General features: G+C 70.0%; 13 protein-coding genes. 6 read left to right on the top strand and 7 right to left on the bottom strand.

All coding sequences use genetic code 11. The features are described from left to right. Positions 1-46 precede the first annotated feature (46 nt). A complete protein-coding gene (locus tag ACFWE2_RS01440) occupies positions 47-1,102 on the bottom strand; it encodes a hypothetical protein (RefSeq protein ID WP_377222417.1) in 1,056 nt (351 codons plus the stop codon). 123 nt (positions 1,103-1,225) lie between these two features. On the opposite strand from ACFWE2_RS01440, the gene ACFWE2_RS01435 reads away from it, so the two are divergent. Together ACFWE2_RS01435 and ACFWE2_RS01430 are read left to right on the top strand one after the other, a co-directional pair. Next, the gene (locus ACFWE2_RS01435) at positions 1,226-1,765 is read left to right on the top strand and encodes a peptidylprolyl isomerase (protein ID WP_377222416.1); all 540 of its coding nucleotides are present in this window, start codon (positions 1,226-1,228) and stop codon (positions 1,763-1,765) included. A gap of 85 nt (positions 1,766-1,850) precedes the next feature. After that, a complete protein-coding gene (locus ACFWE2_RS01430) occupies positions 1,851-2,732 on the top strand; it encodes a rhomboid family intramembrane serine protease (protein WP_377222415.1) in 882 nt (293 codons plus the stop codon). A gap of 182 nt (positions 2,733-2,914) precedes the next feature. On the opposite strand, the gene ACFWE2_RS01425 is transcribed toward ACFWE2_RS01430, so the two are convergent. After that, on the bottom strand, positions 2,915-3,187 hold the full coding sequence (locus ACFWE2_RS01425) for a cell division protein CrgA (RefSeq protein ID WP_116673029.1): 273 nt from the start codon (positions 3,185-3,187) through the stop codon (positions 2,915-2,917). Between the two features lie 145 nt (positions 3,188-3,332). Here ACFWE2_RS01425 and ACFWE2_RS01420 point away from each other — a divergent pair, with 145 nt between their 5' ends. From ACFWE2_RS01420 to ACFWE2_RS01405, 4 genes are read left to right on the top strand one after another with little or no spacing between them, the layout of a single operon-like run. Next, on the top strand, positions 3,333-4,148 hold the full coding sequence (locus ACFWE2_RS01420) for a DUF881 domain-containing protein (RefSeq protein WP_377222414.1): 816 nt from the start codon (positions 3,333-3,335) through the stop codon (positions 4,146-4,148). Then, entirely contained in the window at positions 4,145-4,978 is an 834-nt protein-coding gene (locus ACFWE2_RS01415) for a class E sortase (RefSeq protein WP_377222413.1), read from the top strand. Before ACFWE2_RS01420 ends, ACFWE2_RS01415 begins: the two co-directional genes overlap by 4 nt. Beyond that, the gene (locus ACFWE2_RS01410; protein WP_357448182.1) at positions 4,978-5,136 is read left to right on the top strand and encodes a hypothetical protein; all 159 of its coding nucleotides are present in this window, start codon (positions 4,978-4,980) and stop codon (positions 5,134-5,136) included. The genes ACFWE2_RS01415 and ACFWE2_RS01410 overlap by 1 nt, the downstream gene beginning before the upstream one ends. 24 nt (positions 5,137-5,160) lie before the next feature. Continuing rightward, positions 5,161-5,823 carry an aminodeoxychorismate/anthranilate synthase component II gene (locus ACFWE2_RS01405; protein WP_377222412.1) on the top strand — a complete coding sequence of 221 codons (663 nt, stop codon included), beginning with the start codon at positions 5,161-5,163 and terminating at the stop codon, positions 5,821-5,823. A 58-nt stretch (positions 5,824-5,881) separates the two neighbouring features. Here the strand turns inward: ACFWE2_RS01405 and pknB are convergent, their stop codons facing one another. Genes pknB through ACFWE2_RS01380 form a run of 5 tightly spaced genes read right to left on the bottom strand, consistent with a single transcriptional unit; the run spans position 5,882 to position 14,230 of the window. Then, on the bottom strand, positions 5,882-7,930 hold the full coding sequence (pknB, locus tag ACFWE2_RS01400; protein ID WP_377222411.1) for a Stk1 family PASTA domain-containing Ser/Thr kinase: 2,049 nt from the start codon (positions 7,928-7,930) through the stop codon (positions 5,882-5,884). Then, complete coding sequence (locus tag ACFWE2_RS01395) at positions 7,931-9,691, bottom strand: protein kinase (RefSeq protein ID WP_377222410.1); 1,761 nt, start codon at positions 9,689-9,691, stop codon at positions 7,931-7,933. Continuing rightward, entirely contained in the window at positions 9,688-11,223 is a 1,536-nt protein-coding gene (locus tag ACFWE2_RS01390; protein WP_377222409.1) for a peptidoglycan D,D-transpeptidase FtsI family protein, read from the bottom strand. The genes ACFWE2_RS01395 and ACFWE2_RS01390 overlap by 4 nt, the downstream gene beginning before the upstream one ends. Continuing rightward, positions 11,220-12,716 (bottom strand): FtsW/RodA/SpoVE family cell cycle protein, encoded by a 1,497-nt coding sequence (locus tag ACFWE2_RS01385; RefSeq protein ID WP_377222408.1) that lies wholly within the window; start codon positions 12,714-12,716, stop codon positions 11,220-11,222. The genes ACFWE2_RS01390 and ACFWE2_RS01385 overlap by 4 nt, the downstream gene beginning before the upstream one ends. Then, positions 12,713-14,230 (bottom strand): PP2C family protein-serine/threonine phosphatase, encoded by a 1,518-nt coding sequence (locus ACFWE2_RS01380; RefSeq protein ID WP_377222407.1) that lies wholly within the window; start codon positions 14,228-14,230, stop codon positions 12,713-12,715. The genes ACFWE2_RS01385 and ACFWE2_RS01380 overlap by 4 nt, the downstream gene beginning before the upstream one ends. Positions 14,231-14,233: the final 3 nt, after the last annotated feature.

Here is a 14,233-nt window from a genome sequence, read left to right as displayed (position 1 = left end):
GCCGCTCTGGCCAGGCCCTCCTGTCATACCCACAGGGAAGCGGAGGTCAGCCCTCCTGCTTGCCCTCCCCCGCGTGCTTGGGCTTGGCGGGCGGAACCTCGTCCACCAGGGGCAGGTCCTCGGCCGAGTCGGCCGGAGCCGCCTCGTCGAGGAGCGTGCTCTCGGTGGGTGCGCCCGTCTTGCCGGACCCGAGGTCGGTCTCCCCCGGCGTCGGCTCGGCGGGGTCGTTACCGCCGCGCTTCTGTGCGGCGGTGCTCGCCTTCTGCGCCGTCGCCCATGCCGCGTCCAGGACCGGAGCGGCCTTCTCCTTCGCGGCGTCCAGCACAGGGGCCGCCTTCTCCAGCACCGGTGCGGCCTTCTCCTTGGCCGCCTCGAACGCGGGGCTCGCCGCCGAGTAGGCCCGAGCGCCGAGGTCCTTGGCCGTCTGTGCGGCCTTGGCCCCGGCCTCCTTGCCCTTGGCGACGGCGGAACCTGCCGCCGCACCCACGCCGGACGAGTGCCGCGCGGCACCGTTCGTGTAGTCGGCACCCGTGCCCTGCTCCCAGGGTTCGGCCCACGGGTCGGTCTGCGGCTGCGCACGCTTCCAGAACACGTAGCCGGCGACGGCCGCGCCACCGGCCGCGAGTGCTACGAGCCAGCCCTTCTTGGAGCCCTTCTTGTTGGCCTCCTCCGCCGCCTTGGCGACGGAGTCGGCCAGCGCGGCCTTGTTCTGCGCTGCCGCCGCGTTGGCTGCCGCGCCGTTGAACGCGGCGACCATCTTCGGCAGCAGGTCGTCCACGAGCTTGTCGTGCGCGGAGTCGATGAGTGGCGCTGCCTTGCCTGCGGCCTTCTCGACCTGGGGGGCGGCAGCCTGGAGGCTGTCCTGCCACGCCTTCTCCGCACGCGGCGTCAGCCACGAGATGAAGTCGTTCACACGAGGCTGAGCCCAGTCCTTGGCGTTCGAGGCCCGGTCCTTGGCCTGGGCCGCCACGACCCCAGCCTGCGTTGCGGCCCTGGAGCTGACGTCGGAAAGCAGAGCTGCGGCCTCCGCGGCCCTCTCCTTGACCTTCTCGGTGTCGATCTTGCTCGTGTCCACGTAGTCGGTCACCTTCTTGCGGGTCATGAAGCTCCCCTCGAACTGTTCAAATAGTCCTCAAGATGCCACTCTGCCACCGGACCGGCCTACTGGCGAGGGCGGGCGACGTCGGTGCAGCACCAGTGGGCCGCTCCGTGGGAGGATTGATACATGTTCGCAATCCTGCACACCACCTCCGGTGACATCCGTATCGAGCTCTTCCCGAACCACGCGCCGAAGACTGTCGAGAACTTCGTCGGCCTCGCGACCGGCGAGAAGGCCTGGACGGACCCGCGGACGGGCGAGGAGCGCAAGGACCCGTTCTACGACGGCCTGATCTTCCACCGTGTCATCGCAGACTTCATGATCCAGGGCGGCTGCCCGCTCGGCACGGGAACCGGCGGCCCCGGGTACACGTTCAACGACGAGATCCACCCCGAGCTCCAGTTCAACGAGAAGTACATCCTCGCGATGGCCAACGCCGGCAAGCGGCGCAACCCGGTGACCGGTGAGATCGAGGGCACCAACGGCTCGCAGTTCTTCCTCACCACCGCGGAGACCCCGTGGCTCAACGGCAAGCACACCATCTTCGGCAAGGTGGCGGACGACGCGTCGCGCGCGGTCGTCGACGAGGTCGGCAACACCCGCACGCGTCCCGGCGACCGCCCCGTCGACGACATCACGATCACGTCGGTCACCATCGAGCGCTGACGGACGGCGGCGACCGCTCCGCTCCGGCAGGACAAGGCACGACCAGCGAGTACTTGAGGACCGAGGGGACTGAGGACGTATCGCGATGAACGACCCGGCCGCCGAGGAGCCGACCGAGGCCGAGGCTCCCGTGTGCCCGCGCCACCCGGACCGGGTGGCCTACGTACGTTGCCAGCGGTGCGGCCGCCCGGCCTGCCCCGAGTGTCAGCGGCCGGCGGCGGTCGGCGTGCAGTGCGTCGACTGCGTCCGTGAGGCGAGACGCGCAGCGCCTCGCGTACGGACCGTCTTCGGCGGCTCCGCCGACAGTGCCACGGTCAACGGCCGGCCGGTCGTCACGCTGACGATCATCGGGATCTGCGTCGTGAGCTGGGTGCTGCAGCTGGTGACGGCCGGCGCATGGACGCACCTGCTGTGGTTCTGGCCCGCAGGAGGTGCGGCTGAGCCGTGGCGCTTCCTCACGGCGTCGTTCCTGCACTCCACGTCGCCGCTGCACATCCTGTTCAACATGTACGCCCTGTGGATAACCGGGCAATTCCTCGAGCCGCTGCTCGGTCGGGTGCGCTTCGGGGCCCTGTGCCTGCTCTCCGCCGTGGGCGGGTCGGTCGGCGTGCTGCTCCTCGCGGGCGACCCGTTCACGTCGAACGCCTGGGGAACGCCGGTGGTCGGCGCGTCCGGCATGGTGTTCGGCCTGTTCGGGGCGATGCTCCCGGTCATGCGCAGGCTCGGCCGGAGCATGGGTCAGGTGGTCGTCCTGCTCGTGATCAACGGTGCGATCGGCTTCGTCGTGCCGGGCATCTCATGGCAGGCGCACCTGGGCGGGCTCGTCACCGGAGCACTGGTGGCCGCCGCGTACGCCTACGCGCCGAAGGACCGGCGCGCCGTCGTCGCCTGGGCGGTGCCGCTCGTCGGCATCGCGCTCCTGGCAGGCCTGGCGGTGGTGCGGTACAGCCAGGTGGGTCTCCTGTGACCGGAGCGGTGACGCCCCCGGCTCTGGTTCTGTGCCCGCCCTCGGCATCCGTCCGAACCGAGCAACTAGGCCGTTTCCGACACCTGGCGGTGTGTCACCACTCTCTTTTCCCCAGCTTTACCCACAGCTGTGGATAAATAGGGATACTGTTCCGCGGCCGCCTCGGCGCGGCCGCGGAACACTCACTTCCAGCGCGTGGTCAAGCCGAAACCCACGATGATCAGGCCGAAGCCGACAGCGAGGTTCCACTGGCCGATCTGCGGGATCGGCAGGCCGAGGCCGGAGCTCGTGAGGTAGAACGTCACGATCCAGACGAGGCCGAGGATCATCAGGGTCAGCATCACCGGAGCGAGCCAGCGCGGGTTGGTCGCCTCTCCGGGCAGCGCGACCTTCGCCTCGGACTTCTCAGCCTTGGGCGTGACCTTCTTCTTGTTGCGGGACTTCGACTCGGGCACGAGGCGGGCTCCTGTCCTGGGGTGGTCCGCCCGACGGGTGTGCCGAGCCGACGTCTGCTTTCTCTTGGACTAGCGTAGTGCTCCACAGGCCGCGGGCGTGACCAGACGCGTCAGTGGGTTTGTCGATTGTTGCAGGAGGGACGCGGTGACCGGAGCCGAACCGACCCCCGCGCCGTCCGCGAAGGACAGTGCGACGGGCTTTTTCCGCGCCTCGATGCACGCGGGATGGCGGTCCTGGTTGAGCGTGGGGGGCGTCGCGGTGCTGGCCGGACTCATGTTCAGCGCGAGCGCTCGCCTGGCCGACGGCGGTGGCGCCGACACCCGTGACCCACAGGACCTCGCCCAGCTCGTTGGCGCCGAGACCGGCCGGGTCGCCGAGCTCACGGCACGTGCCGGCGAGCTCGACCGGGAGATCGAGACGCTGAGCGCGCGCACCGGCACCGCCGTCCCCGAGCTGGACGGCGAACTGGTCGAGCGCGAGGGCGTGGTGTCCGGCTCCGAACCGGTCAGCGGTGCCGGGCTCACGGTGACGCTCGACGACGCGCCGTCGACGTCGGTCGGCGCGGGGCCTGGCGGGGTGGAGCCGCAGCCCGACGACCTGGTGGTGCACCAGCAGGACCTGCAGCACGTGATCAACGCGCTGTGGGCCGGCGGGGCCGAGGCCATGACACTGCAGGGTGAGCGCGTGACCTCGACGTCGGCGTTCCGCTGCTCCGGAAACATCCTGTTGCTGCACGGCAAGGTGTTCTCACCCCCCTACAAGGTGACGGCGGTCGGCAACCCGGCGAAGATGGAGTCGTCGCTGCTGAGCTCCGAGGGTGTGCAGACGTATCTCGAGTACGTCGACTGGGTGCACCTGGGCTGGGACGTGCGACGCAGCGACAACCTCGACCTCCCCGCGTACGACGGCGGAGGTCTGCAGTATGCGACGGTTCCCGACGGTACGGAGGTCTTTGGATGACCCACGCGCAGGCCGGCCACAATGTGCCGCTGCCACAGGAGGTCTTCCCCATCGCGTATCAGCGCGGTCCCTCCGGCATGGGCCCGCGCAACGCGCGGCGCCCGAGCGGGTCGGCGGCGCCCATGCGGCCGGTCGCCTGGCTGATCGGCGTCCTGGGCGAGCTCCTGGTGACCGCCGGCGTCGTGCTCGGTCTCTTCGTGGTGTGGCAGCTCTGGTGGACCGACGTCGAGGGCGAGCGGGCCCAGAGCGAGATCATCGCCGAGATGGACTGGGAGGCCGCCCAGACCGGTCCGACGACCGCCACCGAATATCGCGACTCGCCGCCGGTCATGAAGGAACCGCCGGAGGCCGGGACCCTCTTCGCGCAGATGTTCATCCCCCGGTTCGGGGACGACTACATCAAGCCCGTCGCCGAGGGCACCGACAAGGCGACGGTGCTCGACACCATCGGCATCGGGCACTACACGGGCACGGCGATGCCTGGTGCGCTCGGCAACTTCGCCGTCGCCGCGCACCGCACCACCTACGGCAAGCCGTTCAACCAGATCGCGGAGCTCAAGGAGGGTGACGCCGTGGTGGTCCGTACCAAGGAGAACTGGTACGTCTACAAGGTGACCGAGTCGAAGATCGTCCTCCCGCAGAACGTGGAGGTGATCGCACCGGTGCCCGGGGTGACCAAGGACCAGGACATGCCGAAGCTCACCAAGCGGTTCATCACGCTCACGTCCTGCCACCCGATGTTCTCCGCCACCGAGCGGTACATCGTGCACGGCGAGCTCGACTACTGGTCGCCTGTGGGCGAGGGCAAGCCGAAGGAGCTGATGAGCTGATGTACGGGCTGTTGTGGCGGGCCATCCCCGGACCCGGCTGGTTCAAGTTCCTGGTGTGCCTCGTGCTCATCTTCGGCGTGGTCGCCGTGTGCTTCACCGAGTTCTTCCCGTGGCTCAGCGAGTACATGCCGTTCAACGACACGACGGTCGGCGCGTAGCGGTCCTCGCCGTAGCATTTGAGCATGACGCGCATCCTCGTCGTCGACAACTACGACTCGTTCGTCTATACGATCGTGGGCTACCTCGACCAGATCGGCGCCCGGACCGTGGTGGTCCGGAACGACGCCGTGCCCTCCCCCGACGCCGACGGCCGCTACTGGTACGACGACGGTGACGGCTCCCGGGAGCCCTACGACGGCGTGCTCGTGTCCCCGGGACCCGGCACCCCCGCGGAGGCCGGCGCCTCCGAGGACGTCATCCGTGCCTGCGCCCGGTCCCGCACCCCGATGCTCGGGGTCTGCCTCGGGCACCAGGCCCTCGCCGAGGTGTACGGCGGCAAGGTGACCCACGCCCCGGAGCTCATGCACGGCAAGACGAGTCTCGTCGAGCACACCGGCAAGGGCGTCCTCGATGGTCTGCCCGAGCCGTTCACCGCCACGCGGTACCACTCGCTGGCTGTGACGCCGGACAGCGTGCCGGCCGAGCTCGAGGTCACGTGCACGACGGCGTCGGGCATCGTCATGGGACTGCAGCACCGGGAGCTGCCGCTGCACGGCGTGCAGTTCCACCCGGAGTCCGTCCTCACCGAGGGTGGTCACCGGCTGCTCGCGAACTGGCTGGAGACCTGCGGCCTCGAGGGCGCGGTCGAGCGGGCAAAGGGAATGGCGCCGCTGGTCACCACGTGACCGACGACGCCAAGCCTGTCCTGCGCTGACCGGGTGCTACCCGGTCAGCGCAGTCGTGCTACGGGAAGACGGGATCGCCCTCGCCGCCCTCGCCGCCTCCGCCTTCTCCCTCGCCGCCACCGCCGCCCCCGGCCGGGCCGGTCGAGATCACGAGGCCGATGTAGGCACCCTCCTCGACGGTGGTACCGGGCGGCGGGTCCGACCTGATGACCTGCCCTGCGGCAATGATGTCCGAAGGCTCCTCTGCCGTCTGGTCACAGGTGACCTTCGCACCGGTACAGGCGACCTGGGCCTCTTCGAGCGTCTTGCCGACGAGGTCGTTGGGTACCTGCGTCTCCGTGGGCTCCGGCGCCACCGCGAGGTAGACGGTGACCGCCTGGCCCTGCGGCACGTCACCGGCCTCCGGGTCCGTGCGGACCACAGTGCCCGGCGCTGCGTCTTCGCTCTCTTCGTCCTTGTACTCGATGGTGCCGAGGCCGAGGTTCGCCAGCTGCGCGCTGGCACCGTCCTTGGTCTGGCCGACGACGTTCGGGAGCGTCGTGTTGCCCGTCGAGAGGTACAGGGTGACCTCGTCGCCTTCCTGCGCGGGCTGGCCGGCGCCGGGCTCGCTCTTGGTGACCATGCCCTTCGCGATGTTCGGGCTGTTCTCCGTCTGGGACGTGCCGACGGTGAGGTTGAGCTCCTCGAGCTTGGCACGGGCGTCGGCCTCGGACAGGTTCTTCAGCTCGGGAACCGTGACCTGGCCCGGCGCGCCGGCGACGAAGACGGTGACCGTCGAGTCGGGCTCGACCTCTTCGCCCGCCGCGGGGTCGGTCTTCCCTGTGGTCCGTCCCTCGTCGAGGTCGGAGTCCTGGTCGATGGCCTGCTCGAACGTCAGGCCGGCCGCCTCGATCTGTGCCCTGGCCTCGTCAACGGTCAGACCCTCCGCGATCGTCGGCACGGAGACCGTCTCCGGCGCCCGGTTGTTGTTCGCGTTCTCGATCGCCATCGCGATGGCGATGGCCGCTACCGCCGCCAGGGCGATCCCGAGCAGCCACCACATGAGGGCCTTGCTCTTCTTCTCGGGCTCCTGCTGTTCGCGCGTCGGCTGGCCGGGGTATCCCCCGCCGGGCGTGACCGGGCTCTGCTGCGCCGTTGCCGGACCCCAGCTCGGTGCGGGCGACATGACCTGCGTGGCGCCGTACGCGGGCTGGCCAGCGACCTGCGTCGCACCCATCATGGCGCCGACCATCGGCGCGCTGATCTGGCCGCCGCGCATCGCGGACTCCAGGTCGCGCCGGAACTCGGCGGCGGTGCTGTACCGCTGCTCGCGGTCCTTCGTCAGCGCCTTGAGCGTGATGCGGTCCAGCACGTCGGGAACGTCGGTGGCGACCTCCGACGGGCGCTGCGGGTCCTGGCCCACGTGCTGGTACGCGACGGCCACGGGCGAGTCGCCCTGGAACGGCGGACGACCGGTGAGGAGCTCGAACAGCATGCAGCCGGTCGAGTACAGGTCGGAGCGGGTGTCGACCTGCTCACCGCGGGCCTGCTCGGGAGAGAGGTACTGCGCGGTGCCGATGACGGCGTTCGTCTGCGTCATGGTCGCGGCGGAGTCGGCCATGGCCCGGGCGATGCCGAAGTCCATCACCTTGACCGCACCCGTCGGCGTGATCATGACGTTGGCGGGCTTGATGTCGCGGTGCACGATGCCCGCGTGGTGCGAGTACTCCAGCGCGCTCAGCACGCCGACGGTGATCTCGACGGCCTCCTCGATGGGCACCGCGGCGCCGTCGGTCAGGATGTCGCGGACCGTGTGGCCCTCCACGTACTCCATGACGATGAACGGGACGTGCACATCCTCGCCGGCGGCGTTCTGGTGGATGTCCTCGCCCGTGTCGTACACGGCGACGACGGCGGGGTGGTTCAGCGCGGCGGCGGACTGCGCCTCACGCCGGAAGCGCACCAGGAAGGACGGATCACGAGCGAGGTCGGAACGCAGCACCTTGATCGCGACGGTACGACCGAGACGGGTGTCGTGGCCGATGTGGACCTCGGCCATGCCGCCACGGCCGACAAGCTCGCCGACCTCGTAACGGCCGGCGAGTACGCGGGGCGTGTTCTCCACCACTCATACGTCCTTAGATGTCATGGCCGTCTGCCTCAGGGCGTACGACTCGTTGAAAAACATCATCCCAGAAGCGGCTACCGCGGCGGCTACCGGGGGATTCAGCGTTTCACCGTGGATTTCGGAGGAACCCGACGGCTCCTGCAGAGCGCTGTTGTCGCCGCCTCCGGAGACCAGCGTGATGATGAGGACCACCAGGAGCAGCGCGACCAGTGCGACGAGCGGCCAGGATACGCGGACCCCTATGCGGTCCTCGATCCCGCCCAGCCATCGCTGGATGTCCGACGACAGGCTTCGTCGCTTCCCAGGGTGCCCCCCGGACCGTCCTTGCTGGGGGACCCTCCGCCCGTCCTGGCGTGTCGAGTGCAGGTCGCGACGCGACGGGTAGGACCGCCCGCCGCTCCCCACGCCGTTGCCGATCGACGGCGGCGGGACGTAGCCCGCACCGTGCGGCCGGCCGTAGGCGTCGGTCCCGTACGTGCCGGACGTCGTCCCGTAGCCCGCTGAGTCCGCGCCGTACCCTGCCGAGTCCGTGCCGTACTGCCCCGAGCCCGGTGCACCGGCAGGGGTGCCCGGCGCGGGCGAAGCGGGGCGCCCGTAGGCATCCGTCCCGTGTGTGCCGGACGTCGTGCCGTATCCGGTGGAGTCGGAACCGTAGGCTCCCGAGCCGAAGGGCCCTGAGCCGTAACCGCCCGCCGGCGTGCCCGAGCCGTAGCCGCCGGCCGGGGTGCCTCGGTCCGGGCTGGGCGGCGCGGACTGCGCGTTCGTGACGGTGGTGTGCCGGCCGCCGCTGCTCTGGCCGAACGGCGTATGCCTGCGCGCGTGGGACGGACCCGGCTGCGCCCCTGCCCCGCTCCTGCCGTTGCCCGACCGTTGCGAGCCCGAGGATTGTCCGTCACGGCGGGCCCGGCGCGCGTAGCGCGAGCTGCCGAACGGGTCCTCCGCGATCTCGGCGGCGAGCACCTCGAGGTGCCGCGCGAGCTGGTCCGCGGAGGAGATGCGCTGCGCCGGGTCCTTCTCCAGCATCTGGGTGATGGTCTCGGCCAGCCCCGGGTGCACGGAGGTCGGCAGCAGTGGCATCGGCGCGTTGACGTGCGCGATCGCGATGTCGACCGGCGTCCGACCGGTGAACGGGCGACGGCCCGCCGTGGCCTCGTAGGCGACCACGCCGAGCGCGTAGATGTCGGAGGCACCGGTGGCCGACTGTCCCACCGCCTGCTCGGGCGACAGATACTGCGCGGTGCCCATGACCATGCCGGTGGCAGTCATGGGCACCTGGTTCTGCGCCACGGAGACACCGAAGTCGGTGATCTTCACCGTGCCGGAGTGTTCCAACAGGATGTTGCCCGGTTTCACGTCGCGATGGACCACGCCCGCCAGGTGGGCGGCGTGCAGGCCGCGGGCTGTCTGGGCCAGGATCGGGAGGAGCCGGGCCGGCGGGAGCACCGGCTCGCGTTCGAGCAGATCGGCGAGCGGTTCACCGAGGACCAGCTCCATGACGAGATAGCCTGCGCCGTTCTCCTCGCCGTAGTCGAACATCTGCGCGATGTTGGGGTGAACGAGGGTCGACGAGTTCCGGGCCTCCGTGCGCAGGCGACGAAGGAAGTCCTCGTTGCCCGTGTACTCCTCGCGGAGCACCTTCACGGCGATCTCGCGCGCGAGCTTCTCGTCGCGCGCCACCCAGACCTCGCCCATACCGCCCATGGCGATGCGCCGCACGAGCGTGTAGCGCTCACCGAGCGTCAGACCCTCGACCGGTCTCATCTCGAGATCGCCGCCTGCAAGATCTGTCGGGCGATGGGCGCAGCCAGCGCGCCGCCGGTCGTCTCGTTGGTGGACTGGCCCCCGTTCTCCAGCACGACCGCTACCACGACCTGCGGGTCGTCGGCCGGGGCGAACGAGGTGAACCAGAGCGTGGGCGACCGCGGGTAGTCCTCGGCGGTGCCGGTCTTGCCCGCCACCTGGACGCCCTGGATCTGCGCGCCCGTACCGGAGCCCTCGTTGACGACCTCGACCATCATCTCGGTGAGGGCGTCCGCGGTGGACGACGAGAACGGGCTCTTGTAGCGGCTCGGCTTCGTCTGGCTGACCAGCTCGAGGTCGCTGTCCCGCACGCTCTGGATGAGGTACGGCTCCATGAGGTCGCCGTCGTTCGCGACGGCTGCCGAGATCATGGCGACCTGGAGCGGCGTCAGCCGGAGGTCCCCCTGGCCCATGCCGGAGAGCGCGATGCGGTCGGCCGAGTCCGAATCGTTCTTGCCGCCGATGAGGCCCGGATATTCACCGATCGAGGTCGACATCGGGATGTCCAGCGACTCGTTGAACCCGAAGTCCTTGAACATCCGCTGCATCCCGTCCTTGCCGACCTCGTTGGCGAGATCGAGGAACGCGGTGTTGCAGGAGATCGCCAGCGCCCTCTTGAGCGTCATCTTGCCCGAGGGGTCGCAGGTCTCACCGCCGAAGTTCTCCACCTGACCGGTGGGGCCCGACGTACCGGGGAGCTGGTAGACGTCGGGTGCAGGGACCTCGGAGTCGGGGGTCACGCCGTTGTACTCGATGGCGGCGGCCGACGTGAGCAGCTTGAACGCGGAGCCGGGCGGGTACGTGGCGTTGATGGTGCGGTTGATCGTCGGCCCGTAGGTGCTGAACCGCTCCTTGCCGTCCTCCGCGTTGACCCGCGGCTTCTGGTTCAGGAGCGCGTTGTAGGCGGCGGTCGCGTCCCCCGCGTTGTGCACCGCGATGGAGTTCGGGTCGAAGGACGGCTTGGAGACCATCGCGAGGATCGCACCCGTCTTCGGGTCCAGGGCCACGGCCGCGCCGGTGTAGTCCCCGAGCGCGTCCCAGGCGGCCTGCTGGACCTTGGGGTCGATGGTGAGCTCGACGGAAGAGCCCTGGGCCTCCTCACCGGTGATGAGGTTCTGCAGCCGGTCGAGCCAGAGCGAGTCGTCCTCGCCGCCGAGGTACCCGTTCGCGAAGCGCTCGAGCCCCGTGTAGGTACCGGTGACCGCGAAGAAGCCGGTCAGCGGCGCGTACAGGCTGGCTGCGGCCGCGTCCCCGCCCGAGTAGGTGCGCTGGTACTTGTAGTCGTCGTCGACCGGTTCGGACGTCACGATCGGCTCGCCACCGACGACGATCGGCCCGCGGTCGCGGCCCAGTTCGCTGTAGATGTTCCGGAAGTTGCGCGGATCCTCGTTCAGCTCGTTCGCGGTGACGAACTGGATCCAGGTCGTCGAGACCATGAGGGCCACGAACATGGCCATCACGACGGTCGAGAGGCGGCGCAGGGTCGTGTTCACCGCTCCACCCCCCGGACGATCTGGGTGGCGTCGTCGGGCGTGGCACCTCGGCCGGCGCCGGCCTCGGTACCCGCCTGCACCGGGCCGACGCCGGGGCCGCCCACCTCGATGGCGTCGCCGCCCACGAGGGCGGGCGCCGGCTCGGCCAGCGCACCGCGGGTGGGCAGGGCCGAGGGACGTCGAGCGGCGTCGGAGATACGCAGCATGAGGGCGATGACTATCCAGTTCGCGAGCAGGGAGGAACCGCCCTGCGCCATGAACGGCAGGGTCAGGCCGGTGAGCGGGATGATGCGCGTGATGCCGCCCACCACCACGAAGAGCTGCAGCGCCATGACGAACGCGAGGCCGCCCGCGAGCAGCTTGCCGAATCCGTCGCGCACACCGACCGCGTGGCGCAGGCCGCGCTGGACGATGACCAGGTAGATCAGCAGGATCGCCAGCAGGCCGGTGAGCCCGAGCTCCTCGCCGAGCGAGGCGTAGACGAAGTCGGAGAACGCGAACGGCACGCGGTCCGGGTAGCCCTCACCCCAGCCGGCGCCGAACATGCCGCCGTACGCCATGCCGAACAGGCCCTGGACGATCTGGTACGAGCCACCGAACTCGCGCTCGTACAGGTCGGCGTCGAGCGGGTTGAGCCAGATGTCGACCCGGGCCTGCACGTGGCTGAACATCGTCCAGGCTGCGACGGCGCCCCCGGCGAACATGGTGAGGCCGATGACGATCCAGCCCACCCGGTCGGTCGCCAGGTAGAGCATGCCGACGAACAGGCCGAAGAAGAGGAGCGACGTCCCCAGGTCCTTCTCGCCGATGAGGACCGCCAGCGAGACCGCCCAGACGATCAGGATGGGGCCGAGATCGCGCAGCCGGGGAAGCTGCAGGCCCAGGAACTTCTTGCCGGCCAGCGCCAGGGTGTCGCGGTTCGCGACGAGGTAGCCCGCGAAGAACACCGCGAACGCGATCTTGGCGAACTCGGCCGGCTGCAACGAGAACGGGCCGATGAAGATCCAGATCTGGGCGCCGTTGATCTCCCTGCCCAGTCCGGGGATCAGCGGCAGGACCACGAGGACGACACCGACGACCATCGCCGTGTAGGTCAGTCGCCGCAGGCCGCGGTGGTCCCGCAGCAGGAAGATGACGACGCAGGCGACGACGACGCCCAGCGCGGTCCACATGAGGTGGCGGGAGGCGTTCGCACCTCGCATGTCCACCAGGTCCAGCCGCAGGACCATGGCCATGCTGACGCTGTTCAGCAGCACCACGGCCGGCAGGATCACCTGGTCCGCGTACGGTGCGCGCAGGCGCAGGACGATGTGGGTCGTGAACGCCAGCGCGGCCAGGACTATCGAGTAGGTCCAGAAACCCTCTGGCAGAGCGTCGTCGAGCGCGTAGCCGACCATCCACATGCCGCCCATGCCGAGGGCCAGCGCGACGACGATCAGGATCGCCTCCGCGACGCGGGCGGGCGCCTTCTCCTCGAGCTGGAGGCCGCTCATCCGTTCGCCTCCTGGTCGGAGTCCTTCTTGGCGGTCGACCGGGGCGTCGGCGAGGAGGTCTCGCCCGGTTCGTCGCTCGTCGAGGGGCTGGGTGACGGCGACGGCGACGGCTCGGTCTCCGCGGCGGCATCCTCGATGAGACGGTCGGCGCGTCCGCGGGCGTCCTCGAGCGACGTGGCTCGGATGGTCTCCCGCACCCGGTCGGCGATGAACCCGGGCAGCTCGTCCACGCGGGTGCCGGTGAGCTCGACCGGGGTCGAGAACGTCAGGGGGCCCGCCGTCGCCGGGATGCCCCGGAACACGGCGACCTGGCCGTCGGACTCACCCACGTAGTACTGGGTCTGGGTCCAGCGGTAGCCGCCCCAACCCGCCAGGGCGAGGCCGACGATCAGGAGCAGCGCGCCGAGCACGGTCAGCCAGACCCGCTTCCTCGGCGGGTTCCCCTCCTCGCGGGCCTCTTCCTCGAGGTCCTCGTCGGGCTGGATGTCCGGCTGGTACTGCTCCTCGTCGGGGGCGCCCGCGATCATGGCCTGCTCGAGGGTGTCGGCGAGACCGTCGCGCGCCGCGTCGTCGGACAGGACACCGACGGAGACCGGCGAGGGTAGGGGCTGGGCGCCTGACGGGACCGTGGACCGGGTGAAGCTGGTCACGGTGTCGCCGTCGATGCCGGACCCGGGGCCGGGCAGGGCGGTGGGGGACGCCGGGTTGCCTGCCGCGGTGACACCGGCGAGAGCCGCGGAGCCGACGATCTCCGGCGTGACGGTGGCAGCGGTGGTGGCCGCTGCCGCCTCGTCCAGGACGTCGGCGACGACGACGGTGATGTTGTCGGTGCTGCCCGCGCGCATGGACATCGAGACGAGCCGCTCGACGGCGTCCTGCGGGGTGGCGACCGAGATGAGGACCTCGGCGATCTCGTTGTCGGGCACGAAGCCCGACAGGCCGTCGGAGCAGAGCATCCAGCGGTCGCCGGGTACCGCCTCGCGGATCGAGAGGTCAGGCGTGAGGTCGAGGTCGAAGTCGCCGAGCACCCGCATCACGACGTTGCGTTGCGGGTGGGTCTCCGCCTCGTCAGGCGTGATGCGGCCGGTGTCGACCAGGTGCTGCACGAAGGTGTGGTCCACCGTGACCTGGGCCAGGGTGCCGTCGCGCAGCAGGTAGGCACGCGAGTCGCCGAGGTGGGCCATGGCCAGCGTGTTGCCGGACTTCAGCAGCGCCGTGACGGTGGTGCCCATGCCGGCCAGGTCCGGGTCGGCGGTCGTCGCGTCGACGAGGTCCTGCCTGGCGCGGTCGATCGAGCGTTCCAGCTCGGACATCGACTGGTCGGAGCTGTGGTCGGGCCGGTCGAGCGCCACCAGGGCCGCGATGGTCAGCGCGGACGCGACGTCGCCGCCCGCGTGCCCGCCCATCCCGTCGGCCACGACGAGGAGGTTGGGGCCCGCGTAGGCGGAGTCCTGGTTGTTGGAGCGGACGAGGCCGACGTCGGAGCGCGCGGCATACCGCAAGGTCACGGTCACGTG

This window comes from Promicromonospora sp. NPDC060271 (assembly GCF_042726755.1).
In the GTDB taxonomy this organism is placed as follows: domain Bacteria; phylum Actinomycetota; class Actinomycetes; order Actinomycetales; family Cellulomonadaceae; genus Promicromonospora.
This window is presented reverse-complemented; position numbering and strand designations above follow the sequence as displayed.

Bases quoted from the DNA above. Each gene is read 5' to 3' on its own strand.
- ACFWE2_RS01410 (WP_357448182.1), top strand. From the start codon at position 4,978: ATGTACGGGCTGTTGTGGCGGGCCATCCCCGGACCCGGCTGGTTCAAG.
- ACFWE2_RS01385 (WP_377222408.1), bottom strand. From the start codon at position 12,716: ATGAGCGGCCTCCAGCTCGAGGAGAAGGCGCCCGCCCGCGTCGCGGAG.
- ACFWE2_RS01415 (WP_377222413.1), top strand. From the start codon at position 4,145: ATGACCCACGCGCAGGCCGGCCACAATGTGCCGCTGCCACAGGAGGTC.
- ACFWE2_RS01395 (WP_377222410.1), bottom strand. From the start codon at position 9,691: ATGAGACCGGTCGAGGGTCTGACGCTCGGTGAGCGCTACACGCTCGTG.
- ACFWE2_RS01435 (WP_377222416.1), top strand. From the start codon at position 1,226: ATGTTCGCAATCCTGCACACCACCTCCGGTGACATCCGTATCGAGCTC.
- ACFWE2_RS01405 (WP_377222412.1), top strand. From the start codon at position 5,161: ATGACGCGCATCCTCGTCGTCGACAACTACGACTCGTTCGTCTATACG.
- ACFWE2_RS01430 (WP_377222415.1), top strand. From the start codon at position 1,851: ATGAACGACCCGGCCGCCGAGGAGCCGACCGAGGCCGAGGCTCCCGTG.
- ACFWE2_RS01440 (WP_377222417.1), bottom strand. From the start codon at position 1,102: ATGACCCGCAAGAAGGTGACCGACTACGTGGACACGAGCAAGATCGAC.